Source organism: uncultured Parabacteroides sp., from assembly GCF_905196875.1.
Lineage (GTDB): Bacteria > Bacteroidota > Bacteroidia > Bacteroidales > Tannerellaceae > Parabacteroides.
In genome coordinates this window covers 78,606-103,608 of record NZ_CAJJWO010000011.1, presented here as the reverse complement: position 1 = coordinate 103,608, position 25,003 = coordinate 78,606, and the positions used below count along the sequence as shown (strand labels likewise).

Annotated in this window: 22 protein-coding genes; 9 read left to right on the top strand and 13 right to left on the bottom strand. The window is 40.0% G+C overall.

What is annotated here, in order from left to right; translation table 11 throughout:
• Positions 1 to 144: 144 nt before the first annotated feature.
• From QZ076_RS06490 to feoB, 4 genes are all read right to left on the bottom strand, one after another.
• Positions 145 to 894: a WecB/TagA/CpsF family glycosyltransferase gene (locus QZ076_RS06490; protein ID WP_293711447.1), complete on the bottom strand. Its 750-nt coding sequence runs from the start codon at positions 892 to 894 to the stop codon at positions 145 to 147.
• Positions 895 to 922: 28 nt separating this feature from the next.
• On the bottom strand, positions 923 to 1,918 hold the full coding sequence (locus tag QZ076_RS06485; protein ID WP_293711445.1) for an NAD-dependent epimerase/dehydratase family protein: 996 nt from the start codon (positions 1,916 to 1,918) through the stop codon (positions 923 to 925).
• A gap of 159 nt (positions 1,919 to 2,077) precedes the next feature.
• Entirely contained in the window at positions 2,078 to 3,736 is a 1,659-nt protein-coding gene (locus QZ076_RS06480; protein ID WP_293711443.1) for a hypothetical protein, read from the bottom strand.
• Positions 3,737 to 3,991: 255 nt separating this feature from the next.
• The gene (gene feoB, locus QZ076_RS06475; protein ID WP_293711441.1) at positions 3,992 to 6,475 is read right to left on the bottom strand and encodes a ferrous iron transport protein B; all 2,484 of its coding nucleotides are present in this window, start codon (positions 6,473 to 6,475) and stop codon (positions 3,992 to 3,994) included.
• A 148-nt stretch (positions 6,476 to 6,623) separates the two neighbouring features.
• Between feoB and QZ076_RS06470 the strand changes: the two genes are divergently transcribed.
• The gene (locus QZ076_RS06470; RefSeq protein WP_293711438.1) at positions 6,624 to 7,043 is read left to right on the top strand and encodes a 2-amino-4-hydroxy-6-hydroxymethyldihydropteridine diphosphokinase; all 420 of its coding nucleotides are present in this window, start codon (positions 6,624 to 6,626) and stop codon (positions 7,041 to 7,043) included.
• Here QZ076_RS06470 and QZ076_RS06465 read toward each other — a convergent pair.
• The 9 genes from QZ076_RS06465 to QZ076_RS06425 form a co-directional block, all read right to left on the bottom strand.
• Complete coding sequence (locus QZ076_RS06465; protein WP_293711434.1) at positions 6,972 to 7,982, bottom strand: class I SAM-dependent methyltransferase; 1,011 nt, start codon at positions 7,980 to 7,982, stop codon at positions 6,972 to 6,974. The two genes, QZ076_RS06470 and QZ076_RS06465, sit on opposite strands and share 72 nt — an antisense overlap.
• Positions 7,969 to 9,099: a glycosyltransferase family 1 protein gene (locus QZ076_RS06460; protein ID WP_293711431.1), complete on the bottom strand. Its 1,131-nt coding sequence runs from the start codon at positions 9,097 to 9,099 to the stop codon at positions 7,969 to 7,971. Before QZ076_RS06460 ends, QZ076_RS06465 begins: the two co-directional genes overlap by 14 nt.
• Positions 9,092 to 10,339 carry a hypothetical protein gene (locus QZ076_RS06455; protein WP_293711428.1) on the bottom strand — a complete coding sequence of 416 codons (1,248 nt, stop codon included), beginning with the start codon at positions 10,337 to 10,339 and terminating at the stop codon, positions 9,092 to 9,094. The genes QZ076_RS06460 and QZ076_RS06455 overlap by 8 nt, the downstream gene beginning before the upstream one ends.
• Positions 10,336 to 11,421 carry a UDP-N-acetylglucosamine 2-epimerase (non-hydrolyzing) gene (wecB, locus tag QZ076_RS06450; RefSeq protein ID WP_293711425.1) on the bottom strand — a complete coding sequence of 362 codons (1,086 nt, stop codon included), beginning with the start codon at positions 11,419 to 11,421 and terminating at the stop codon, positions 10,336 to 10,338. The genes QZ076_RS06455 and wecB overlap by 4 nt, the downstream gene beginning before the upstream one ends.
• A complete protein-coding gene (locus tag QZ076_RS06445) occupies positions 11,418 to 12,719 on the bottom strand; it encodes a polysaccharide deacetylase family protein (RefSeq protein ID WP_293711422.1) in 1,302 nt (433 codons plus the stop codon). Before QZ076_RS06445 ends, wecB begins: the two co-directional genes overlap by 4 nt.
• Positions 12,716 to 13,669: a GNAT family N-acetyltransferase gene (locus tag QZ076_RS06440; protein ID WP_293711419.1), complete on the bottom strand. Its 954-nt coding sequence runs from the start codon at positions 13,667 to 13,669 to the stop codon at positions 12,716 to 12,718. Before QZ076_RS06440 ends, QZ076_RS06445 begins: the two co-directional genes overlap by 4 nt.
• A gap of 108 nt (positions 13,670 to 13,777) precedes the next feature.
• Positions 13,778 to 14,821 carry a recombinase RecA gene (gene recA / locus QZ076_RS06435; protein ID WP_293711416.1) on the bottom strand — a complete coding sequence of 348 codons (1,044 nt, stop codon included), beginning with the start codon at positions 14,819 to 14,821 and terminating at the stop codon, positions 13,778 to 13,780.
• Between the two features lie 5 nt (positions 14,822 to 14,826).
• Positions 14,827 to 15,285 (bottom strand): thioredoxin-dependent thiol peroxidase, encoded by a 459-nt coding sequence (gene bcp / locus QZ076_RS06430; protein ID WP_293711413.1) that lies wholly within the window; start codon positions 15,283 to 15,285, stop codon positions 14,827 to 14,829.
• Positions 15,285 to 16,478 (bottom strand): saccharopine dehydrogenase family protein, encoded by a 1,194-nt coding sequence (locus QZ076_RS06425; protein WP_195374608.1) that lies wholly within the window; start codon positions 16,476 to 16,478, stop codon positions 15,285 to 15,287. The genes bcp and QZ076_RS06425 overlap by 1 nt, the downstream gene beginning before the upstream one ends.
• A 631-nt stretch (positions 16,479 to 17,109) precedes the next feature.
• Here QZ076_RS06425 and QZ076_RS06420 point away from each other — a divergent pair.
• The 8 genes from QZ076_RS06420 (at position 17,110) to QZ076_RS06385 (ending at position 24,997) form a co-directional block, all read left to right on the top strand.
• Entirely contained in the window at positions 17,110 to 18,480 is a 1,371-nt protein-coding gene (locus QZ076_RS06420) for a hypothetical protein (protein WP_293711410.1), read from the top strand.
• Positions 18,481 to 18,567: 87 nt separating this feature from the next.
• Positions 18,568 to 20,169, top strand: a complete 1,602-nt coding sequence (locus tag QZ076_RS06415; protein ID WP_293711407.1) for an outer membrane protein transport protein — start codon at positions 18,568 to 18,570, stop codon at positions 20,167 to 20,169.
• A gap of 201 nt (positions 20,170 to 20,370) precedes the next feature.
• On the top strand, positions 20,371 to 20,964 hold the full coding sequence (locus QZ076_RS06410; protein ID WP_046148865.1) for a sigma-70 family RNA polymerase sigma factor: 594 nt from the start codon (positions 20,371 to 20,373) through the stop codon (positions 20,962 to 20,964).
• An 82-nt stretch (positions 20,965 to 21,046) separates the two neighbouring features.
• Positions 21,047 to 21,223: a hypothetical protein gene (locus QZ076_RS06405; protein WP_293711404.1), complete on the top strand. Its 177-nt coding sequence runs from the start codon at positions 21,047 to 21,049 to the stop codon at positions 21,221 to 21,223.
• 76 nt (positions 21,224 to 21,299) lie between these two features.
• On the top strand, positions 21,300 to 21,950 hold the full coding sequence (gene rpe, locus QZ076_RS06400; protein ID WP_293711401.1) for a ribulose-phosphate 3-epimerase: 651 nt from the start codon (positions 21,300 to 21,302) through the stop codon (positions 21,948 to 21,950).
• A gap of 34 nt (positions 21,951 to 21,984) precedes the next feature.
• Complete coding sequence (locus QZ076_RS06395) at positions 21,985 to 23,268, top strand: ComEC/Rec2 family competence protein (RefSeq protein WP_293711398.1); 1,284 nt, start codon at positions 21,985 to 21,987, stop codon at positions 23,266 to 23,268.
• Positions 23,269 to 23,313: 45 nt separating this feature from the next.
• Positions 23,314 to 24,363 carry a bifunctional oligoribonuclease/PAP phosphatase NrnA gene (locus tag QZ076_RS06390; protein ID WP_293711395.1) on the top strand — a complete coding sequence of 350 codons (1,050 nt, stop codon included), beginning with the start codon at positions 23,314 to 23,316 and terminating at the stop codon, positions 24,361 to 24,363.
• A gap of 55 nt (positions 24,364 to 24,418) precedes the next feature.
• The gene (locus QZ076_RS06385) at positions 24,419 to 24,997 is read left to right on the top strand and encodes a DUF4827 family protein (protein ID WP_293711392.1); all 579 of its coding nucleotides are present in this window, start codon (positions 24,419 to 24,421) and stop codon (positions 24,995 to 24,997) included.
• Positions 24,998 to 25,003: the final 6 nt, after the last annotated feature.

Genomic DNA, 25,003 nt, shown 5'->3' with positions numbered 1-25,003 from the left:
AAGGCACATATTTCATCTGCAGATTTAAAACCTATTAAATCATATAATACTACTCCAAAAAGTAAAGTAAATATATATAAATAATAAAATTGCTTGTTTATAAAATCTTGAATCATGTTTTATTTGTTCTTAATAAGGATATTATTATAGACTTTGATTTTTATTTAATTTCTTATATTCCTGCCTGATCAATCCTGGTAATATTTTAATGAAGCGAGCATAGCGCGGCATATTTTTTCGCGGTTCTTCAAAAGCCCTGAATAACCACTCTAAATGAAATTTTAACATTAATTTAGGGGCACGCTTTACAGAACCAACTCCTGCATTGAAATTGAATATTGCTCCAAACCCGAACATTACACCTTGATTTAAATGAGGAAGTAGCAGACTCATAAACTCTTCCTGTTTAGGTGCTCCTAATGAAACCCAAATTATATCAGGTTTATATTCGTTTATTTTTTGTGCAATAGCCGGATAATCGAATTCATGGACTTTTCTAAAGGGCAATTCTTCAAAAGGCATAGAACTTATTTTGGGATCAATTTTTGAAAGGTTGTTTTTTAGTCCTCTCAAAACTTCTTCTGTATTACCCAGAAAATATTGATTGTATTTACATTTATTTACATACTTGATGAATAAATCGGCGCCAATATAGGATTTAAATTTTTGTTTATGTATTTTTCCTAATATCCATGCCAAATTGGATCCATCACAAATATTAACTAAAGCTCCATTTACAACATTATTAAAAGTTTTATTTGTATTGGCTATAGTTAGATTATTACTTTCAATAGAGCAGACATATCCTTTTCCTTTCTCTTGAATGGTTTTGTGTATAATCTGATCTACTTTTTGGGGGTCAAATTCAATTGATACATTAAAATATGTTTCCATTCTAATTGTACATGATTTTAATAATATTTTATTGTTCTTTTTCAATCTGCTCTTTGACCCATTGATATTGAAGTTTTAACCCTTCTTCGAGAACCATTTGTGGATACCAGCCTAATACTCGCTTAGCTTTACTATAGTCTGCGCTTCTGGCTTTATCTCCTTCAGGTTTAGTTGTATCATAGTAGATATCAATATCTTTACCAGATATTTTTACTATCGACTCTGCAATTTCTTTAATTGAAGTGCATTCGGAAGGACCAATTTGTATAACTCCTTGGCCTAGACCTTTTTCTAGTCCCAAGCAAAGAGCATTGACAATGTCATTTACGTGAATAAATGCACGACCTTGTTTCCCGCTTCCCCAAACATTAAAGGGTTCTTTGGGATAGTTTATTGCTTTTCTAATTAAAGCCGGTATCACTTGGCTTCTTTCTCCAAAATCACATGGAGCTCCATAAACATTATGAAACATGAGTACGCAGGTCGGAATACCTGTTTCTTTTTCAAGAAGTTCTGTTTCATATTGCCCCATTAATTTACTCCATCCATACGCCGATTCCGGCATAGCTGGATAAAGTTCTTCTTCTTTTAGAGGAATGACATCCAGTGAGTTTTGACGAGTTAAGGGGAAACTACATGCTGTTCCAACATACAGAAAGCCTTTTATATTATCTTTTGCTAATCTGGCTGATGTAATTACGTTTGAATTTATTAATAAATTCTGTCTGAAAAGATCTCCTTGATTATTAAAGACATAGTCAATACCTGCTACAACATCAGCTAGATGAACAATATAATCTACTTTTTGTGCTAAATCGTCACAACTTCCTTTTTCAGATAAATCACGATTAAAGAAATGTGTATCTAACGGAATTACCGAATGACCATTTTCATCAAACAAATATTCTAACTTGCCTCTCCAAAGATTATCTACAACAAAAACTTCTTTCCCTTTGTTTACTAAGCGTTTAACCAAATTTGAGCCTATCATACCAGCTCCACCTGTAACAAGAATCTTTTCCATACAAAATAGATGATTATATGATTGTATTATTTTCCTTTAGTCTTAAAAACGAAATATTATTCTAGTTATTATAAAAGTGTCCTAGTTATTTGGACTGCCACAAAGGTAATACAAATTACTCGAAGAGTCTCAACAGATTCATTGTCTTTATTGTTTTTATTATTCGTAGTCGTTGTCTTGTATAGTCAAATCATTGATGATAGACAATCTATTTGTTAATGAATGTGCAGGAGTAAAGCCTTCATTAATATAGTACATTTCCCAGTCTGTTCCTGTAAAATAATAGAACTTATCTTTTTGAATATCCTGGAAGGCCCAAGTGATATTATTTATATCTTTATCTTTTTCATTATAGTGGACAGTAATAACTCTACCTTCTTTTTCAAAATAGCGAATGTCTGAATTCCAATCTTTCTCTTGTGGTAGAATAGATAATTTGTATCCATCCATGACAAGATAATGAGTAAGAAAAGATATTGCATTATATGTAATAACTGCAATATGATTTATTTTACCATTATTAATAATTTCTGTAATCTGTTTTCGTTCATTTTTTTCGTTAGTTTTAATATAGCTCCAATAAAAGGGAGAAAAGAAAGAGCCTGTTAAAGGTATAAGCTCATCAGCTGTGGGAATAATTTGCCCAATACCAATACCCAATGAAAACTCTACTTGGTCGGATATTTGTACAGATGCTCCTTTTATCAAAGGATGAGCATGCTGAATGGCATATGTTTTATTAATCCATGGCTTTGAAGCTGGAGTTATTGATATAGATATGAAGCTGTAAAGTATAAAAAATATGATTAATGGAGAAATAAAATACCGCTTCTGAACTTTTGTCAAATACTTTAAATAACAAATGGGGTAAGATGCTATGAATGCAACAAATGGTAAAATATACAATAGGTGCTTTGTCGCGTTTCCGAAATCTTTTAAAACATAATAGGTTATTAATATTGGTATAAAAGAAATAAGTAAATATTTCATTTGTTTATCTCTAACCAATAAGATTACACCTGCAAGTATAAATAGTAGATTGAAAAATGTAAAGAAGGTGATATTTATAATAATAAATTTATCTGAGAAAATTCGATTTTCAACATAATCCTGAAAAGAGTCAAAGGTAGATAAAGGATTAGAATTTAATATCCAAAATATGAGAGATATGCAAATAATAGTGCTGACAGCATAAAAAACAGAATATGCTAGTGCCTTACTCCACGATTCTTTTATCAAAAGAAGTGGAAAAACAACAGGATATATTATTAAAATATCGACTCTAAAAAGAGGTGCTAAAACTAATAAAATAGCACTATATATATTCCATGATTTATAATGTGTGATTAAATAAAATCCTAATAATGAGCTTGCTGCTGCAAAAATGGCTGTATTGGGATAAGAAGATATAGCGTAACTTTCAGGAAAGAGAAAGAGTATTAACATAATGTATTCCCACCGTGTTTTGATGAGTTTTGATATAAAGAGGGATATGAGGTATAAATAGCCAGCTGTACAGAAAAATGTTAATGTACAATAAATTTGTTCGCAGGTGAAAAAAGGAATAATATGTTTTACAAATATGATTAGAAGATATATTAATGGTTGCATATTCCACTCATATGAAAAAGAAGGTGGAATTTGAATGCCATTCTTCCACATTAATTCACAACCAGTAATTAGATTAATACTATCACTTTCAAAATTGATAATAGGAAATACACCAATAAGACACCATCCAAAAAGAAGCAATAATACGCATCTAACTATTAATAACTTATTTGTTAGATAAAAGCTCCACTTATTTGCTCGTTGCATATTTTTTTGTTGCCAAAGTTAAAGAAAATATGGAACTGATTGGTTTTACATTTTGAAAATATTGATTTATGTATATTTTTTTAGATGTTTTTGAGATCTGAAGTTCTCTTTTGTTAGAGAACAGCCACAGCACCCCTGACATGCTTTAGGTGAGCCTTTGTGGTTGCAGGTCAATAGAATATATAATTTTCTTCCAATGTAAGCGATTACCAATAAACCTATGATAAATATAGAAATTTCTTGCCACATAATTTTTCAATTTAGTAGATTAATAAACAAACTTCCCGTCTGATAAACCACAAACGAAACGATCCAAGCCAGCACACACGTGTAAATAACTACAAATATTCCCCATTTCCATGATCCTGATTCATTGACGATAGCAGAGATTGTTGCTATACATGGGAAATAGATGAGCACGAAAAGCATTAGGCTTAAAGCTATAAGGGGAGTAAATACCGGGTTGCCTTCTGCATCCATATCTTGTTTCAGACGCTCGGATAAGGCTTGGCTATCCTCTTCTTCACCTGTATATAATACACTCAGGGTACTTACAACAACTTCTTTGGCAGCCATACCTGTAAGTAAGCTGACACTCATTTTCCAATCGAAACCTAATGGATTGAGTACCGGTTGTATTGTCCGGCCTACCATTCCGATATAAGAGTTCTTTTGATGCTCCATGTTTTTCAGACGTTCCAGTTCTGCAATAGTTTCAGTCTTTTCGACAGAATCCAGTTCTGCATTTTCAACTTCCGCTATTTGCTTGTCAAATACGTCGCCTATTTCTGTGTTACGAGGGAAATACCCCAGGAACCAAATAATGATAGAAGCAACCAAGATGACACCTCCCATTTTATGAAGATATTGTTTTGCTTTCTCCCACATGTGGATCATGATCGATTTAGCCGTAGGCATACGATAGGGGGGAAGCTCCATTACAAACGGTACATCTTCTTCATTAAACAGGAAACGTTTGAACAATCGGGCCATAACGACAGCCAGAATAATTCCGGTAACGTATAATGCGAGCAGAATAAAGCTGGCATTGTTAGGGAAAAATGCTCCGGTCAATAATACATACACCGGAAGACGGGCGCTACAACTCATCAACGGGTTAATCAGCATCGTTATCATCCGGCTGTTACGGCTTTCGATCGTACGTGAGGCCATAATAGCCGGCACGTTACATCCGAATCCCATCACCAGCGGTATGAACGATTTTCCATGGAGTCCCATTTTGTGCATGATCTTATCCATGATGAAAGCTGCACGCGCCATATATCCCGAATCTTCCATAAAAGAAATGAATAGATATAATATTAGGATATTAGGCAGGAAGACAATAACACCGCCGACTCCACCGATGATACCGTCTACCAACAAATCTTTTAAAGGTCCTTCACTCATATGGGACCGTACAAAGTTGCCGATAAAACCAACCAAATCCTCGATCCATCCCATCGGATATTCTCCCAGGCGGAATGTCGCTTCGAACATAATCCACATAAACAGGATAAATATGGGAAAACCTAAAACTTTATGAGTAACAAACAGGTCTATGATCTGAGTGCTGGTTGCTTCTTTTATTTTATTTTGTTCAAAAGTTTCCCGTAAAGCCCCTGATATAAATCCATAGCGGGCATTCGTGAATGCCGTTTCGCAATCTTCCAGTAATAACTCTTCGATTTGAGTCACATTACGATCACGTTCCTGAAGGATTATTTCCGCACATGGCAATGTTTGTATAAATCCTTCGATTTCGGGATCACCTTCCAGTAGCTTGATAGAAAGGTAACGCTTTGAAAGGCTTTTGGCTATATTCGCATTCTCCTTGATTGCCTTGCGAACGTTAGTAATACCTTTCTCCAATACTTCGCCATAATTAATGTGAATATGCCGGATTACCGGGTCTTCTTCCTCGTAAACTTTGATAACTCGTTTGAAAAGATCTTCGATTCCGAAACCACTTCTACTTACTGTAGGAACGATCGGAGTCCCGATCATACGGGATAAAGATTCGTAATCGAACTTATTACCCTGCCGTTCCAGTTCGTCGTACATATTCAATGCAATGACAGAACGAACATCCATGTCGATAAGCTGACAAGTCAGGTATAAATTTCTTTCCAGATTGGAGGCATCTATTACATTGATGACTACATCCGGCTGTTCTTCGCTAAGGTGTTTACGGACATACAATTCTTCCGGAGTATAAGCAGATAAGGAGTAAGTTCCCGGTAAATCTACGATCCGGAATGTATAGCCGTCTTGTTGGAAGGTTCCTTCTTTGGCATCGACTGTGACCCCGCTGTAATTACCTACATGTTCGTGGGCTCCTGATGCAAAGTTAAACAAAGAGGTTTTTCCGCAATTAGGATTACCGACCAATGCTACGTTGATCGTTTTCCCTTTATTTATGGCAATTGCTTGTAAATCTTCGGTGGATGGAGAGATGTAAGAGTCTGCAGAACGCTTTTCTTCTTTTTCCGAGGCCTGCACTTTGGCGTATTCGGCAGCACTGATAACCTCTATCATAGCGGCATCATTGCGGCGTAATGATACGTCATATCCCATTACACGATAATGAATGGGGTCTTTAAGAGGTGCATTTTGTATAACATCCACTTCTTTCCCTCTGATAAATCCCATCTCGATAATACGTTTGCGGAAAGCTCCGCGTCCCATTACCTTTACAATAACACCTTTTTCGCCTGTGCGAAGCTCTGATAATCTCATTTTCTTAAATTCTTGTGCAAAGGTAAAAGTAAAAGCTTGTATAACCAATACCTAAAAATAGGTATTCAGCAAAGGCGTAATGTAATTTGTTATTTTTTTTTAGCTTTGTATTTCAAAAAACAAAGATTACCGGAAGGAGTAAATAAGTATGTTGAATAAAGTGATATTATGTCTCGGTTCAAACCGGGATAAAGAGAAGAATATTGAATTGGCAGATCAACTTTTGCGTGATCATTTTGCTTCGATTCACTTTTCAGAAGCAGTATATACCGAACCGGTAAATATGCAGAATTCATCTGCTTTTTTGAATCAGGTTGCCATTGCTTTTACTCCGGAGTGTCCGGAAAAGATAATAGATGCATTTAAGCAGATAGAACGATTGCTGGGACGTACACCGGACGACAAGCTAAAAGAAAGTATTCCTATCGACATTGATTTGCTGCAATGGAATGATTGTTTGTTGAAACCACTAGACTTACAACGTTCTTATGTCCAGTCAGCTCTCAGAACGTTGTCTGACGCAGGACAAGAATATAAAGGGAGCAATCAGAAAACCTCCTTTTCCTGAAAGTCGGATCAACAGATTTATGCATTTGCATATAATTGAACTGACTGAGTTATTCCTGTCCGTATTGTAAAAGCCTTTATCCACTTTCAGTGAATAATTATGAGTTCTGACCAATGAACGATAATCTTCGATCGGCAGAATCCGTTCCGTCCAGTTCCCACTTTCCGGATCACAAGTGTTGTGTGCATCTTTTAATTCCGGCAGTTGATTGGCTTTAATTGCTTTGTCTATGTCCTGGTATACAAGTCCACGAGTTTGCTGTGTCCATTTATTTATTTCATCGGCAGAGAAGTTGGGATAGTTTTTTTCGATATATTCTTTTCTTAATGTATAATAATTAGGACTCTCTGCTGTTCCGGCCTCACTGTTATCCATTAATCTATGCAGACGACGCTTTACATACGGATTGAAAGGAGTAGAGGCTGTCGTAAAGATCATTTGCATTTTCGGATTTACGCCGGCAAGATCTTTAAAGAAAGCTTCCAGATCGTAGACATGTTCGATCAAGTCTGTTGCGATCAGCAAATCCGGATGAATATCATTTTTTTTGCACCAATCGGCCAATGTGTCGGAATTCCCATGTAAAATGATATCTGGGCCGATTCCAGTTTCTTTTTTTAATACTCGAATGGTTTCTACCGATTTCGGATTAAGATCAAGATAGATCACTTTTCCGACTCCGGCTGATTTTGCCAGGATACTGAGAAATCCGCTTCCGCCTCCGTAATCGACAAAGGTGATATCTTGAGGAGAATGGTTAAGGATATCGAAACCTTTTGACAAGCATGCACTATAAATCTTCATATAATAATGCATAGCTGGTTTCAGGTTGCCAATATACCGTTTGTTGTAGTCGCTGATAGGTAGTCGATTGTAATCAATCTTCTGTAAACGCTCCGACAGCGACCTGGCAATATGTAATAAGTTATGCTTTTTCATAAATCATTTTATAAAGACGTTCTCCTTGTTGTTGGTTTGAATAGGTCGGGAACAAAAACTCTTTTCTTTTTCCGATTAGTTCTTCTGTCATCGGTTGTTTCATCAATTTGTCGCAGGTTTCTATCATATCTTCCGGTGTATTGGCGATATAGCATAAAGGATCCAATCCACTGCCTGTAACCATTTTCTGATTTACGATAGTGTATCTTCCTCCAAAAAGACTGTTCAGTAATTTTAGTTTTAAACCTGTATCCTGGAAAGTGATTAGCATATGTATTTGAGCTTCATGAGTCAGGTAATCCATTCGCTCGTCAGACGGATTTGCTTCTATCGTGATGTTGGGATAAGGTGTTGCTGCATCCAGTAATGCGGCAGGCGGGTTCATGCCGGCGATAATACAAGGATAATCCAGTTTGCAGAATACATTTTTTATCAGAAATAAAGCAGCCTGAGAGTTCTCTGTTACAGACAGTTTTCCATGATATAAAACGAAGTCTGACGATCCGGTTTTTACAGATATCTGATCGTTGATATGAAAACTGGGCATATATTCTACTTTCTTGTCAGGGAATATCTTACGTAGATAATCCGTATCGGTGACAGATACGACAATCATCAGGTCTGCATATTTTAATATATCCTGATAACGTTCAAAGCGCCAGGCTTCGAGCAGGAAGAAATACTTTTTAATCAGATCAGTTTCAGCTTTAGCCAGGTGGCGATAATAGTCGTGTTCGATATTACTTTCCCTGTATATCTTCATTCGTCCTTGTAATTGAGGATGATTTATATAATAACAGGAATGCAACCCGTCGAATAATATCGGATAGTCATTTTGTAAAAGGTTTTTCAGAAGTTCCGGATCTTTCCGGCTGAATACGTTGTATGGCAATAAAGTGACATTGGCGAGTATCCCTGTCTTTCGTTTATAATAATAAACCTTTTCGCATAAAGCTTCCAACTCTTTGGAACGGGGACGTTCGTATTCGAAGCAATGCAAGATGATTTTTACACCACACCTGTGTAAAGCCAACATTTTGTAATAAACGTCAATCACTCCACCATAATTGGCCGGCCAGGGAATATTGAATGCAACTATATTGATATATTTATCCATGAATATTTATCTTTTCGAATATCTGTATGAACTGTTTTGCCTGCTCTTCACGTGAAAAACGGAGCAATTTATTTTTATCTATCGGTGAAGATGTATATCTTTTCTCTCTCCACTCTTTGTAATAATATTTCAGAAAATGGCAAACTTCTTTTACATTGGTCGCAGCAAGTCCGGCCTTCGTCTCATCGATAGCCTTTGCCAGGTAACTTTCATCACTACGTACACAAAGTATCGGTTTCTCTACTGCCAACGACTCAAAGAACTTTGTGGTCATAACCCCTTTAGGTCCTGTACCCTGTGCCCGGTTGGTCAGTAACAATAATACGGAACTGTTATTTAATATCGACGGAATATCGGAAGCCGGTACATATCCTTTGAAATCCATAAAGGGCAGAACTCCATACTTCCTGGCTTCTTCAGTTATTATCTCCCGAGACGCATCGTCGACATACCAATAAACCCGACAGTCTTTATCCGTAAAAACATTTTCAGCGGATAAGGTTGCTAATGCGTCCATTAACAGGCCTGGATCACGCATAGCTGTGCTAAGCAACCTACCTGTGTAGGTAATGATAAACTGGTAGGTCGTTTTTTGTTCCGGATAGAATAGTTCCGGATCGAAACCATTGTAGATCAGTTCTACTTTTGGATTGTATTGTTTTAATATGTCTACATGCCAGGGAGAAATTGTTGTTACATAGCTGGCCTTTTGCAGTATCCGGTTTCTGTCGCGAAGGCTTTTCCGTTTGAATACCGAAACAAACAATTTGTTTAATCCGCAAAACGAAGGTAACGTATGCGACATAAATTCATCTCCCGTATATTGTTCGATGATATCCCTTAAATCGACCACTAAAGGCAGTTTGTATTTATCGGCGACTTTCTGTGCTGCGGGCAAGGGGAAGGTCCGGAAACTACTACATAATATCAGGTCGAATGTATTTCCTTCGACCAGTTTCTTCGCTGCATTATACATACGGGTATCTTTGTAACCGAAACACAGATCAAGAAAAAGTGTGCTGATCCATTGAAGCTTCTTTAGAACCGGATTTTTGGCCGTATAATAATTTACATAAGTAACCTTATCTTTTCCGGCAAGGAAAGTAAAAGTTTTCTCTTCCACAGCTTCTGTCAGGATGACAGGCTCCCAGTTATAATGCTTAAGGTACTTACACAGATATCCCATACGAGGACCGAAAGCCGGGGGAAAAAGGTCGCAGATGACTAAAACCTTCTTCATAATAAACCAATAATTTGACCGGAAGCATTACCGGTTCCGTATTCTATTATCTCTTTTCGTATCGGATTATTCTCCAGGCAATGCAGAATATTCTGTTTTTTATATCCGGCAATCTGGTTCCATCCGGCATCGACAGTTTCTACCCATTCCGTTTCATTCCGCAAGGTGATGCAAGGGGTATGATGGAAATATGCTTCTTTCTGTACGCCCCCCGAGTCGGTAAGAATCGTGGCAGCATGTTTCTCCAGCATTACCATATCTAAAAAGCTGATTGGGGGAATGATTTGAATGCCTTCCTGTTTTTTCAGCGCATAAAGCATACCATATTTTTCCAGGCAGTTGCGTGTACGGGGATGCAGAGGGAGGACAGTAGGAAAAGAAGGAGATGAAATTTCCTTCAGCGCGTCCATAATATCGGATAAGCATTCCCGGTTATCTGTGTTTTCTGCCCGGTGAACAGTACAAAGTCTGAATTGTTTACTTGTGAGATGGTACTGGGATAATATTTGTGAAGATTTATCAGCCAGTTCTCCGAATAATAAAGCTGCATCGTACATCACATCACCGACATGATGCACTCCTTCCCGAATTCCTTCGTTCGCCAGATGCTTTACTGCCGCAAGAGTCGGACAACAAAGCAGAGTCGCTATATGATCTGTCAAGATACGATTTATCTCTTCCGGCATCTGTTTATTGAAGCTACGTAGACCAGCTTCAACATGTATGACCGGTATATGAAGTTTTGATGCTGCCAGGGCACCGGCCAGTGTTGAATTGGTATCACCATATACCAGAACGTAGTCCGGTAATGCCTCGGATAATATCTTTTCAATTTCAATGAGCATATGACCGGTCATTTCCCCGTGCGTCCCGTTTCCGCATTGTAACTGCCAGACAGGTTGGGGAATTCCCATGCTATTGAAAAATATGTCGCTCATATTGGCGTCATAATGTTGTCCCGTATGAAGGAGAAGTTCTTCAATAGGAGAGACATTGTTTTTATTATGTTCCATAATCGCCCGGCTTACCATGGCCGCCTTTACGAACTGAGGCCTGGCACCGACAATAGTAACAATTTTCATTTTTTTGCGAGTTCGTTTAATAAATGGCTATAGAGCTTTCTTAAATAACTGTCTGTATTTTCCTGTGCACTGGTGTTATGCCACAGAAGGGTTAATTCTCCGCCGGCATTTTTTACCTGTTCAACCAGGTTGAGACTGTAAGTAAGAGCTTTATCATAATCTAATCCCATATATTTTTTCTCTTCCAGCGAACATTCCATCAGCGTTAACGGATGAAGCAGGATAGAAGATAACCGACGGTTTACAGGGTTGATCCATCGTACCGGATAGGAGGTTCCTAATCTGAAACCGGCTACATCTGCATATCCCATCGTAAAATCATGTGTAATTCCGGCGGCTTCCAGTTGAGTCATATCCTCCGGTTCTCGACTGGCCAGGAAATGATGCCGGTTACAGTATATACTTTTACCGATATTTTCTTCCAGCCCTGTTTTTTCTTTTCGGATGAGGGAAGGAGTAATGCTTGCCTGATAACTGCTGTGTAGCCCGACTGTCATATTGTTGGACAAAGCAGACTGTATCAGATTGTTTACATCCTTATTCCGTAAACTGTAATGGGGTTTGTCCAGTTTACTTTTACCACCGCTACGGACGAAAAGAACAGATTTGCAGATATCTGTCCCCACCTGATCCTGAAGCGCCTTGTTCTGTTGAAACATCCAAGGGAACGTATAATACGGATCATTTTCGACCGGTCCGCATCTTCCCTTAATAGATTTTCTCAATCCTCGGCCATCCCTGAGAGAGCGAATGAAACCTTTCCATGAACGATAAAGCGTTGGAGCATCCAGGTCGTGAGTCAGATAAATATGTTGTATTTGTTTTTTTATGTCAGGCACCCGAAGTCCGTAACGTTGCAGCCAGCTGCGTAATAATAACCTGTATTCATCGACAATTGGTCGGTGAAGGAAGCCAGCCCGATATGGCAAAGACTTTTTCCCGGGAAAACGTCCGTGTTCATCTCGCTCATTTCGCTGTATAATTTCTTCGTAACGGGTGATAAGGAAATAGGTGCTTGCAATGATATCTGCATGAATTACCAGGGTATCACCTGCCAGTTCTATTTGAGGTGAGCCAAACAGGAGAGGAGTTCCTTCTATTTCCTGCAACGGTAGTTCCGGAAGGGAAGCGGCGGTTCCGTATATCTGGTTGTTAAAGAACCCCGAGGGCACGATTACTATACTATAACGATCATATAATTTTCTATCAGCCGTATATCCGATAGCGGCAATCACCTCCCCGGAAATATCTTCTCCAAGAAGGAAACGTATAATATAATGTATAGTGCGATCGTTCATTTCCATTTCTTTATTTTCAGCCAGGCCCTATATAATAAACTCAGATTCCCTTTGGTTATTGTGAAGAAGGGCGTTTGAATTGCTCCGAATTCGCGGAAAAAACGTTCGACACCGGGTATCATCGATCCTTCGAAGTCGAATAAATCGGTGTATTGTGCAGTGAAGCGAATACCTTCCCATAAGACAAGGCTATGTGCGCCCGATGCCCGTAATTCGGGATCGCCTCCTCCGGCCAGGTAATAGGCGGAACTTTCCTGCCATGCAATGAAAGCCACGGCATGCAGATTCCCTTTGTCGTCGTAGGCTCCCCAGAGATCTCCCTGGTTACGTTGACGACAGACAGATATAATCTTTTTCAGTATTTCACGTTCTTTGGGTGCAGAGAGCTGCTGACGTTTGAATGTTAGTGCCTGAATTCTTAGGAAGTCGTCGACGGGAATGCCCTTCTTTACTGTGATGCCCTGTTTTTCTTTTGCTTTTGTAATGTTCCGGCGGATATTGGAACTCATATTTTCCCACAATGATTGCTCATCCCGGATGTTATTCAACAGGTAAGTATATCGTGTCGTTTGTTTGTAGCCTTCCCAGTAAAATGGTAACCAATCCGTTATCCGGTAACTGAAATATTGCAAGAAATGCGGATATATCTTCAGTGCATCTGTAAATACCTTACAGATAGCCTGGTGTTTACCTAAAGTCCGGGTATATTTCGCGTCAGCAGGTTCCGGTGCAAACCACGGACCCATTGTCTGGGTGTAAGGAGGCATCGTTATGATACCCTGGTGTGGAATATATAATGGAAACGATGCCAGAATTTTCCCCTTTTCTTCAACTAGCAAGACATCCCATAAGGTTTCGCCACAAACCGTATCCAACCACCAATCACGTGAAAACAGGGGCAGGCTTGTTTCTTTATTGCAAAGCTGGCGATATTTGTCTTTGTCAGTCATATTATAAGGTTAGAAAATTCTTAATACCGGTTTATATGAAGTGTGACGAAAACCCGGGAAAGGTATTCGTCACACGTTTCAATATACATATTATTATATGTAAGAATATTATGCTTTTAAAGCGTCGAATATCAGCGCCGACAATTCTTCGGCCAGTTCCGGATTGTCGTTGATACATTGTTTTGCAGCATCACGGCCTTGTCCCAACTTCGTTTCGTTGTAGCTGTACCATGAACCGCTTTTCTTGATAATGTTCAGTTCTGCTCCCAAGTCGACGATTTCGCCGGCATGTGAGATTCCTTCTCCAAACATGATATCGAATTCAGCTTTGCGGAAAGGAGGTGCCACTTTGTTCTTCACAACCTTTACACGTACCTGGTTACCTTTCATTTCGTCTCCGTCTTTCAACGTTCCGATCTTGCGGATATCCAGACGTACGGAAGCATAGAACTTCAGAGCATTACCACCCGTTGTCGTTTCCGGGTTACCGAACATGACACCGATCTTATCACGCAACTGGTTGATAAAGATACAAGTCGTGTTTGTCTTGTTGATAGTTCCGGTCAGCTTACGTAAAGCCTGAGACATCAAACGAGCTTGCAGACCCATCTTGCTGTCACCCATATCGCCTTCGATTTCAGCTTTCGGTGTCAGGGCGGCAACAGAGTCGATAACGATAATGTCGACTGCTGAAGAACGGATCAGCTGTTCTGCGATTTCCAAAGCCTGTTCGCCGTTGTCCGGCTGGGAGATCCATAGATTTTCTACATCTACACCCAGCTTTTCAGCATAGAAACGGTCGAAAGCATGTTCCGCATCGATAAATGCGGCGATACCTCCTTTTTTCTGTGCTTCAGCAATTGCGTGGATTGCCAAGGTTGTCTTACCGGAAGATTCCGGTCCGTATATTTCGATTACGCGTCCTTTCGGATAACCGCCAACGCCTAATGCTGCGTTCAGGGCGATAGATCCGGTAGGAATCACTTCGATATTTTCAATACTTTCGTCGCCCAACTTCATGATAGAACCTTTTCCGTAGTTCTTTTCAATCTTGTCCATCGCTGCACGAAGCGCTTTTAACTTGTCGGCATTTACTGCCGGTTTACCTTCCGGTGTTTTTCCTTCTTCGAATAAATTATCTTCTTTTGCCATCCCTTTTATGAATTAAGGATTTGATTTGCATGGTCTTTTGTCTTCACCTCTTTCGGACCGATTATCTTCTCGATGATCCCATCTTCGTTGATAATAAAGGTGGTGCGGAGCGTCCCCATGTATGAACGTCCGTACAGTTTCTTTTCGGCCCATACGCCAAATGCTTGTTGCAGGGCTGTGTCCGTGTCAGCGATCAGGGGAAAAGGCAGGTTCTGCTTTGAGATAAATCCCTGATGGGATTTGGCACTGTCTTTACTAACCCCGACCACAGCATAGCCGGCAGCCAGCAAATCCTGGTAACCGTCACGCAGACTGCAGGCTTCCGCCGTGCAACCGCTGGTGTTGTCTTTGGGATAAAAATAAAGAGCCAGCTTTTTACCTTTGAAGTCGCTGAGTTTTATTTCATTTCCGTTCTGATCGAGCCCCAGTACTTCGGGGGCTTTGTCGCCTACTTGTAATGCCATTATAATTCCAGATCTACGTTAAACATTTCATGCCAGGGCAAACCTTGTTCATTCAGTTCTTTCATAAATGGATCGGGGTTGAATTCTTCCACGTTCCAAACGCCCGGCTTCTTCCATACGCCTTGCATGAATAGCTTGGCACCGATCATAGCCGGAACACCGGTTGTATAACTTACGCCCTGTGCACCTGTTTCTTTATAAGCAGCTTCGTGGCTACAGTTGTTATATACATAATATGTCAGTTCCTTGCCATCCTTGATACCGCGGATGCGGCAGCCGATAGACGTTTCGCCTGTATAGTTTTCTCCCAGGTCGCCCGGGTTTGGCAATACGGCTTTCAGGAACTGGATCGGAACGATTTCCTGTCCGTTGTACATCACCGGATCGATGCGCGACATACCGATATTCTGTATCACACGCAAGTGAGTCAGGTATTCCTGTCCGAAGGTCATCCAGAAACGGGCACGTTTGATGGTCGGGAAGTTCTTGGTCAGGCTTTCCAGTTCCTCGTGATACATCAGGTAAGATTCACGCGGACCCACATTCGGGTAATTCAACGGTTTGTGAACCGACAGCGGATCCGTATCTTTCCATTCCCCGTCTTCATAATATTTACCACGCTGAGTGATCTCGCGGATATTGATTTCCGGATTAAAGTTTGTTGCGAACGCCTTGTGATGATCTCCGGCGTTACAATCTACGATATCCAGGTATTGAATTTCATCGAAATGATGTTTAGCTGCATAAGCTGTATATACCCCCGTCACTCCCGGGTCGAATCCGCACCCCAGGATTGCAGTCAGCCCAGCCTTTTCGAAACGGTCTTTGTAAGCCCATTGCCAGCTATATTCATATTTGGCTTCGTCCAGCGGTTCGTAGTTGGCAGTGTCGAGATAACTCACACCGTAAGCCAGACAGGCGTCCATGATGGAGAGGTCCTGATAAGGTAAAGCCAGGTTGATAACCAACTCGGGCTTGAAGTCATTAAACAATGCAACGAGTTCGTCTACATTATCTGCATTGACCTGTGCTGTCTTTATTTTTACATTCTTAATATCAGCGGCAATCTGATCACACTTGCTTTTTGTGCGGCTAGCCAACATGATATCGGTAAAAACATCGGCATTCATCGCGATCTTTTTAACAGCAACGGTACTTACGCCCCCGGCACCAATAACTAATACTCTTCCCATTTACTAAATAGAATTAATCTTGTTAATATACAGTTTACAAGGTTTTAAACCAAAGGACAAATATACGATTTATCTTTGGAATAAATCCAATCGGTTGTATAAAAACGATCGTCTGTCTGTAAGGCTACCGGCAACTATCTGCAAATACCTTGTATTCTAATGTTTTTCATCTTATATTTTAGTTCAAATGAGCAATATTAGTATGCTTTTGAGCTAGCTTGAATTTAATTTTTAGCATGCTCGAAATTGATTTTGGGCTAGCTAAAAATTGATTTTGACCATGCTCAAAAGTATAAAAGTATATGACTTAAATATTAAATAACTGGGAGGAAAAAGATTAGATAATACTGTCTCTTCATTAGTTTCTGCCGGGCTGGTTTCCTTTACTTTAGTATTTGCCGGATGCAGCGTTTGTAAATGAAACGGCATCTTATCCTATATAAATAGGCGATAGCAGGATAAATATTAAAGTTAAAGTATATATAAATGCTTGATACTTATTGGGAACGTGTTATATTTGTAAGTAGAATGCAATATTTTTATAGTTATTAAGGATATGCATTTAAACCCTGACGGTGGAAACATAGTCTAAACAATAGAATAAATATATTAATGTAGAGGAGAAACGAATATGAAACCCATGAAATTAACATCTTTAGTGGTGATGCTTCTGGTAGCATTTAGTGCTGCTGCTCAGGAGGAATTCTTTGATGATGTGTATTTCTCTTCAAGTAAAGACAAAAAGAAGGACAAAAAAGAAGAGAAGGTTATACAGCCCAAACAAGAGGAAACAACGAAGTCATCATCGGCAATTGTATTGGCGTCGGCCTCCGACTCCAATAGTTCAGCATACGATGCAAATCGTGATGTAGACGAATATAATCGCAGATATACATCTGTCGACGTAGAAGAACCGTACGATGAAGATCTGGACGAAGAGGATGGTACTTATGTTGAAGAGCTACCTTCTAAAAATCAGAAAGTAACAAAGAAATCGGAACGTCGTTCCGACTCGGAATATACCGAACGTATTGTTCGCTATCATTCACCCAGCAAAATTACGATAGCCGGTGCCGATCAGGTAGATTTGTATCTGAGCGACGGTTATTACAGTTATGGGTATGATACGGATTACTCCGACGGCAATGCCAATGTAAATGTGAATATCAACATGGGCAATAGCTGGGGAGGCTGGTATTCTCCGTGGTATAATAACTGGTACGATCCTTGGTATAGTTACAGTCCGTGGTGGACTTACTCTTCCTGGTACGGTCCTCGTTGGGGATTCGGCTGGGGCTGGGGTGGTTTCTACGCCGGCTGGAGCAGTCCATGGTATGGAGGTTATTACGGTCCCGGTTATTGGGGCGGTGGTTACTGGGGCGGTGGTTACTGGGGAGGTGGCTATTATGGACACCATCACCATCATTATTATAATCCTTATAATTATGGCTCACACGGACGTCAGACATCGAGCCGCTATACAACCGGAAGAAATTCTTCCAGTCGTTATAGTTCCGCATCTTCCGGACGTGCAGTTTCCAACAGGTCTTCGAGCCGTGCATCTTCTTTAAGAAGTGAAAGCAACCGTACCAGCAGTTCAAGGGGATTGAGTTCCGATCGTTATTCGACACGCTCGTCTTCTTCAACAAGAGGTGAAGGAGTTGGTAGCAGCGTTCGTTCTTCAAGCAGGGGAACTTCGTCTGGCAGAGTGCAATCGGAAGGAACCGTTCGTACACGTACAGCTACCCGTAGCGAGTATAGTGGCGGTTCATCTACACGTTCTTCCTCCGGCATTCAGTCGACTCCGTCTACAAGAAGCAGTAGTAGCTCACGTTCAAGTTACAGCAACTCTGCTCCTTCGAGAAGCCAGAGCACTTATTCGGCTCCGTCAAGAAGTAGCAGCAGTAGCCGGAGCAGCGGTTCGTTCAGTAGCGGAGGTAGCAGCAGCAGCCGTTCAAGTGGCGGTGGCGGAGGAGGCGGTCGTTCAGGCGGACGCAGATAATGAGAGAGATAATATAATTATAGTATAAGGGCCGGTATGCGTACTTGTGCCCTTATATATTTAAGGTATTAGAAATAAACAGAAACGATGAAAAGAGTAGCGTGCTTATTTATATCGGCATTTTTCCTGGCCGGTGGTGTCGCATATGCACAAGGTGAAATGGATGCATACAAAATGTCTCAGACCGACCTGAACGGGACTGCCCGTTATCTGGGTATGAGCGGAGCTTTTGGAGCATTGGGTGGGGATATATCGTCTATGTCTACTAACCCTGCAGGGTTGGGGATATATCGTAGTTCGGAAGTCGTAACTACGATAAGTCTTTCGTCAATAAAGGCCAACACGAACTGGAACGGTTCGAAAGCAGATGAGAGCAAGACAAGGTTTAACTTTGATAATATTGCTTATGTAGGTTATTTCCCAACCGGTAATGATGAAGGTATCGTTGGATGGAATCTGGGTGTCTCTTACAATCGTGTAAAGAATTTTAACCGTACTTATCGGATGAATGGGGCTCAGGCTTATTCGCTGGCTGACTATGTCGCTGATTTGGCTTATGGTGTAAAGCAGGGTGACTTTAAACCAGAGGGTGGCTATGATCCTTATTTTGATTCGAATATATCTTGGCTTGCAATTCTAGGATATGATGCAGGCTTTATGGATCCATATGATGGGAAGAATGAGTATCATTCGGCATTTGGAAAGCAGGGAGCTAATGGCTGGGAGGCTTATAGTCCACAAAACGTGGATTTGCTAGTCAATGAAAAAGGATCGATCGGTCAGTATAACTTCTCGTTTGCAACTAATATTTCGGATCGTGTTTTCCTGGGGGCAACAGTTGCTGTTACTGATATGGATTATAGTTTGAAGACGAGGTATACGGAGGATTTTTCAACGGTTGATCAGTTATGGTTGGATAATGGTCTTTCTTCTAGTGGAACGGGTTATGCCTTTAATTTAGGAGCAATAGTTCGTCCAACGGATTTTCTTCGCTTGGGTATTGCTTACAATTCACCTACATGGTATAAATTAACAGATTATTTTCATGGTGAAGCGCAAACAATAATTAATAATATTAAATGGGATCCTATGAATACTCCGGATTATCAGTCGGGTAGTTATCATCTTCGTACTCCGGATCGTTGGATCTTTAGTGTTGCAGGTGTTGGTAAAAGTTTTTTAGTAAGTGTCGATTACGAATTGACAAATTACAAAAGAATGAATTTGAATGATATGGATGGGTATGATTTGCAGGCCACCGATGATATAAAGAAGGATTTCGGAATGTCCGGAACTTTGAAGGTTGGTGCAGAAGTAAAGGTTACACCTCAGTTTTCTGTTCGTGCCGGTACTTTATGGAGAACATCGCCTATGAAACAACATATAAAAGATGGGCTTTCTCCACAGAAGCCGGACGGAACCTATTATGCAGATGCCGTAGGTATTGTCGGCACTATTCCTAATTATACTGTAGATAAAGGTACTAATTCTTATTCTATTGGTTTGGGATACCGTTTTACTCCGAGTTTCTATGCTGATCTGGCATGTGTATATCGTGAATATAAAGAAGATGCTTATGCATTCCCAAGTACATTCCGGGAAAATGGAGAAGTATTTGTTAAATCCGATCCCGCTTCATTAAAGACAAAAACTACTCAGGTCGCTTTAACTTTGGGTTATAAGTTCTGAAAATATAGTTTGTTAGCAAATGTCCCCTGTTTGTACATAAAACGTACAGGCAGGGGACATTTTTGTTTAAAAATAACAGAAATGTTTGCCTGTTTAAAATACTTTTTGTTCTTTTGCTTTCGAAAACAAAATTGTATAACATTTAAAACCGCATTGCCTATAGCATAAACATTACTCAAGAAACTATAAAATACAGAAGTAATGAAGACTTTAAAATCGATGACAGACGAAGATCTGGTTGTCCTTTATGCACAGGGTAATAATACCGCCTTTGATGTGTTGTTAAATCGTCATAAGAGCAGTATCCATTCCTATATTTACTTTATAGTCCGCAATAAAGAGTTAACGGAAGATATCTTCCAGGAGACTTTTGTGAAAGTGATTATGACTATTAAACAGGGCCGTTATACCGAAAACGGTAAGTTTAAAGCATGGATCACCCGTATTGCACATAATCTGATCATTGACAACTTCCGTCAGGAACGCAGTGAAAATACTGTATCTAATGATGAGGTGGAAGTCGATTTGTTCAATAATATCAAACTTTGCGATGGAACGATCGAAGATAATATCGTGCGTCATCAGGTATTGTCGGATGTTAAGAAGCTTGTAAAACATCTTCCCGACAGTCAGCGCGAAGTATTGGAAATGCGCTATTATCAGGATTTGAGCTTTAAAGAAATAGCCGATATTACAGGCGTTAGTATTAATACGGCATTAGGACGTATGCGTTATGCTATCCTGAATATGCGTCGTATGGCTGACGAAAACCATATAGAGTTATCTTTGGCATAATCGGTAAAAATATTCTGCAGTCCGTACAATAAGTAGAAAATGCTCCCGTTTTATTATCAAACGAATAAAAAAGGGGATGCCTATGAAGAGATTTTCTACTCAATGTATGAATGGATTAGAGAATAAAACTAAAAAGAACCGGGACGGGAAGAAAAGTGCACCAAGTAAACAAACGCTTGATTTTCTTTCTCAATTTGCAAGGATTTATCATGCAGAACCTGCAATGCAACCGGAACTATGTGGTTATGTGATGAACTAAGAAATTGAAGGAAAGGGAACACTGGTAATAGTGTTCTCTTTCTTTTTTTGTACCTTTGCCGAAAAGACATTTAATTATGAAACATAAGATTGCTCCTTCTTTGCTGGCTGCCGATTTTCTGAACTTGCAAAAAGAAGTGGAAATGATTAATAACAGTGAGGCGGACTGGTTGCACATGGATATTATGGACGGGGTATTTGTTCCGAATATATCTTTCGGGTTTCCTGTATTGGAGGCGGTAAAGCCCATCCTGAAGAAACCGATGGATGTGCACCTGATGATTGTCGAGCCTCAGAAGTTTGTGAAAGAAGTGGCTGCTGCCGGAGCTTATATGATGAATGTTCATTATGAGGCCAGTACACACCTGCATCGTACAATCGGTGCGATAAAGGAAGCCGGAATGAAAGCAGGGGTTACCTTAAACCCGCATACACCGATCAGCCTGCTGGAAGATATTATTCAGGATCTCGATATGGTATTGCTTATGTCCGTCAATCCGGGTTTCGGAGGACAGCGTTTCATTGAGCATTCGGTGAATAAAACGGCTCGTCTGAAAGAAATGATCCGGGAAAAAGGACTGGAAACTCTCATAGAAGTAGATGGCGGCGTGAATCTGGAAACCGGGAAACGTCTGATAGATGCCGGTGCGGATGTGCTGGTTGCCGGAAGTTTTGTTTTTAGTTCTCCAGATCCGATACGAACGATAAAAGAACTAAAAGATATGTAGAGAATATATTTAACCAACCAAAACCGACCTTTGTATGATAATAAAAGAGATACAAAAGCGGCCTTTTATCAGGCCGCTTTTAATATGGATAACCGGAATCTTATTGCAAGCTTACCTTGATTGCCGTATTCTGTCGTTACTGCTGATACTTATCCCTTTACTGATTATTCTGCTTTCTCATATTGCAGCAATATCCGGGCCGGACAAAAACTACTGGAGTTATGAGTTTCGTTGGCTATGGGGAGCGGCATTTCTTTTGTTGCTGCTGTCTTTTTCTATTCAACAAACCGCATATTGGCAGGATAGGAATGAGAGACCGGCTTTTTCTTCCGTTTCAGAATTGTCCGGGCAGGGGCAGCAGCGTTTATTGAAACCTTTTGAACGTTTACGTTTGTCGAATGAAGAAAAATCTGTACTGGCAACGATCACCCTTGGGTACAGGGAAGGGATGGGGAAGGATGTAAAAAGGCGTTTTTCGGTGACTGGAGTGGCTCATCTTTTGGCTGTAAGCGGTTTTCATGTCGCTATTGTTTGTGGTTTCCTTTCTTTGTTCTTTTCTTTCTTTCCCCAAAATACTTTTTATAGGTGGCTGAAGTTCTTATTGATGATCGGTCTGCTTTGGAGTTTTGTTTTAATTACCGGATTTGCCGCTTCTGCTATCCGTGCCGGATTGATGTTGACGTTGTATCTGACGGGTAGAACGCTACGACGAAGAACCGACGGTTATAATACATTGGCTGCTTCTGCTTTTTGTATGCTGGTGTTCGATCCTTTTTACCTGTTTGATATCGGTTTTCAGTTAAGTTATCTGGCTGTACTGTCTATTTTATATCTGCAACCCCGGTTTCAGAAACTGATCGAAGTAAGGAATCCTCTCCTGGCTGCTCCCTGGGGTTGGATAACTGTGACACTGTCTGCACAGGCTGGAACAACATTGCTTTGCCTGTATTATTTCCGGCAATTCTCCCTTGTCTTTCTATGTACGAATTTACCGTTGACGTTGCTGGCAACCTTGCTTATACCCGCCGGACTTGTCTGGCTAATGTTACCAGTCGATTTTCCCGGCTATGAATTGCTTCAACATCTAGTCGAAACAATGACTCATAATTTATTACAGATCGTAGATGCTTTTAGTAAGGTGCCGGGGGCTACCTTTTCTTTTCGGCTTGGTTTATTTCTGACAATCTTAGGGTATGGGGTTGTCTTCTTTTTCCTGTTGTTCCTGCAAACCCGGCGTCCACGATTTTTATTCGCCTCGTTACTTCTATTGTTATTTCTATTGTTTGATTTGCTTATTGAACGTTTTTTTACTGTGTAGAACATAAAAAAAGTAGTACCTTTGTCCTTGTAAACAAGATAATATATGATTACGAAAATCATTCAGGAAGAGAAAATTCAGAAAGCCAAGAAATACGTAGAGAAAGGCGAAAGTTTTGTTATCGTGACCCATGTTACTCCCGACGGCGATGCCCTTGGTTCAGCTTTGGGATTGTACCATTTCCTTACATCCTATGGTAAAGATAATGTAACAGTAGTTGTCCCCAATGAATTCCCCTTATTTTATAAATGGATGCCGGGAGCAAAGGATATTGTGATACATGAAAAGTATCCTGAGTTTGCAGAGCAGTTGATCCATGATGCGGATGTTGTTTTTTGTCTGGACTTTAATGAACCTAAGCGTATAGAGAAACTGGCTCCGGCTGTTGTTGCTGCGGAAGGTCGCAAGGTCTTGATCGATCATCATTTGAATCCTGCAGATTTTTGTCGGGTTATGATGTCGTATCCGGAAATGTCGTCTACCAGTGAGATGATTTTCCGCTTTATCTGTCGCATGGGCATGTTTGACCTGCTTAACAAAGACGCTGCTGCTTGTATTTATACGGGAATGATGACGGATACAGGTTCTTTTACCTATAACTCGAATAAGCCGGAGATTTATACGATTATCGGTGAACTGATAAAGAAAGGGATAGATAAAGATTTGATTTATCGTAAGGTTTTTCAGGTCTATTCTGAATCACGTCTTCGCATGCAAGGTTATGTCCTGTATGAAAAGATGAAGATCTATCCGGAGAAACATGCTGCATTGATTACACTTTCACAAGCAGAATTAGACCGGTTCAATTATGTAACCGGTGATACGGAAGGTTTTGTGAATATGCCGTTAAGTATTGAAGGCGTATCGTTCAGTGTCTTTATCCGTGAAGATAAAGATTATATCAAAGTCTCTTTACGCTCGGTAGGTGATTTCCCTTGCAATCTGTTTGCCAGCCAGTATTTTAACGGTGGTGGTCACAAAAATGCTTCCGGTGGAGAGTTTCATGGTTCTCTGGAAGAAGCTGTAGCTGTCTTTGAGAGGGGATTAAAAGAATTTAATCCTAATAAAACAGAAGAAATAGAGAAACTTGCCTGAGATATGGCGGATATTATTTACATTTGTCGCTCATTTATACATTAAAGAATAACAGATGAAAAGAGGTTTTTATATCCTGATGATTTTGTGTGCTGCCTTGATGGTGGTATCATGCGATAAAACGAAGTCGTATACGGAGAGGTTGAAGGATGAAAGGAAAGCAATCGAGCGATTGATTGACCGTGAAGGAATAAAAGTTCTTAAAGACTATCCTGCAGATGGAGTCTTTAAAGAAAACGAATTTGTAAAATTGGATAATGATGTGTATCTGAATGTGATAGATTCAGGAAATGGGGAACGGGCAGTATTAGGACAAACAAAGGTCCTTTGTCGTTTTGAAGCAAATGGTATTTTAGATGCTGATACTTCTATATACGTTAATAATCTGATCTATGGAGTAGGTTATTACGGATATCCTACCGAGTTTATTTTCGGTTACAATGTTTATTCCGGGGAAACAAGAAGTTATCCTCCTGATTATTTTGTAGGTGAGGGTCTGGCTACAGGTTTATATCATGTAGGAAATGAGGCTTTAATTAAATTAATAGTACCGTTCAAAAGAATGGGAACTACTTTTCAGAGTTCTTACAGCCCAATCTATTATAGCAAAGTAAAATATACATTCGAAAAATAATCCAAC

Coding starts and splice junctions, on each gene's coding strand:
- QZ076_RS06490 (WP_293711447.1), bottom strand. CDS start 894: ATGGAAACATATTTTAATGTATCAATTGAATTTGACCCCCAAAAAGTA.
- QZ076_RS06405 (WP_293711404.1), top strand. CDS start 21,047: ATGAAGAGATTTTCTACTCAATGTATGAATGGATTAGAGAATAAAACT.
- feoB (WP_293711441.1), bottom strand. CDS start 6,475: ATGAGATTATCAGAGCTTCGCACAGGCGAAAAAGGTGTTATTGTAAAG.
- rpe (WP_293711401.1), top strand. CDS start 21,300: ATGAAACATAAGATTGCTCCTTCTTTGCTGGCTGCCGATTTTCTGAAC.
- QZ076_RS06485 (WP_293711445.1), bottom strand. CDS start 1,918: ATGGAAAAGATTCTTGTTACAGGTGGAGCTGGTATGATAGGCTCAAAT.
- QZ076_RS06390 (WP_293711395.1), top strand. CDS start 23,314: ATGATTACGAAAATCATTCAGGAAGAGAAAATTCAGAAAGCCAAGAAA.
- QZ076_RS06455 (WP_293711428.1), bottom strand. CDS start 10,339: ATGAAGAAGGTTTTAGTCATCTGCGACCTTTTTCCCCCGGCTTTCGGT.
- QZ076_RS06395 (WP_293711398.1), top strand. CDS start 21,985: ATGATAATAAAAGAGATACAAAAGCGGCCTTTTATCAGGCCGCTTTTA.
- QZ076_RS06425 (WP_195374608.1), bottom strand. CDS start 16,478: ATGGGAAGAGTATTAGTTATTGGTGCCGGGGGCGTAAGTACCGTTGCT.
- QZ076_RS06465 (WP_293711434.1), bottom strand. CDS start 7,982: ATGAAAAAGCATAACTTATTACATATTGCCAGGTCGCTGTCGGAGCGT.
- QZ076_RS06385 (WP_293711392.1), top strand. CDS start 24,419: ATGAAAAGAGGTTTTTATATCCTGATGATTTTGTGTGCTGCCTTGATG.
- wecB (WP_293711425.1), bottom strand. CDS start 11,421: ATGAAAATTGTTACTATTGTCGGTGCCAGGCCTCAGTTCGTAAAGGCG.
- recA (WP_293711416.1), bottom strand. CDS start 14,821: ATGGCAAAAGAAGATAATTTATTCGAAGAAGGAAAAACACCGGAAGGT.
- QZ076_RS06460 (WP_293711431.1), bottom strand. CDS start 9,099: ATGGATAAATATATCAATATAGTTGCATTCAATATTCCCTGGCCGGCC.
- QZ076_RS06415 (WP_293711407.1), top strand. CDS start 18,568: ATGAAAAGAGTAGCGTGCTTATTTATATCGGCATTTTTCCTGGCCGGT.
- QZ076_RS06445 (WP_293711422.1), bottom strand. CDS start 12,719: ATGAACGATCGCACTATACATTATATTATACGTTTCCTTCTTGGAGAA.
- QZ076_RS06420 (WP_293711410.1), top strand. CDS start 17,110: ATGAAACCCATGAAATTAACATCTTTAGTGGTGATGCTTCTGGTAGCA.
- QZ076_RS06440 (WP_293711419.1), bottom strand. CDS start 13,669: ATGACTGACAAAGACAAATATCGCCAGCTTTGCAATAAAGAAACAAGC.
- QZ076_RS06480 (WP_293711443.1), bottom strand. CDS start 3,736: ATGCAACGAGCAAATAAGTGGAGCTTTTATCTAACAAATAAGTTATTA.
- QZ076_RS06410 (WP_046148865.1), top strand. CDS start 20,371: ATGAAGACTTTAAAATCGATGACAGACGAAGATCTGGTTGTCCTTTAT.
- QZ076_RS06470 (WP_293711438.1), top strand. CDS start 6,624: ATGTTGAATAAAGTGATATTATGTCTCGGTTCAAACCGGGATAAAGAG.
- bcp (WP_293711413.1), bottom strand. CDS start 15,285: ATGGCATTACAAGTAGGCGACAAAGCCCCCGAAGTACTGGGGCTCGAT.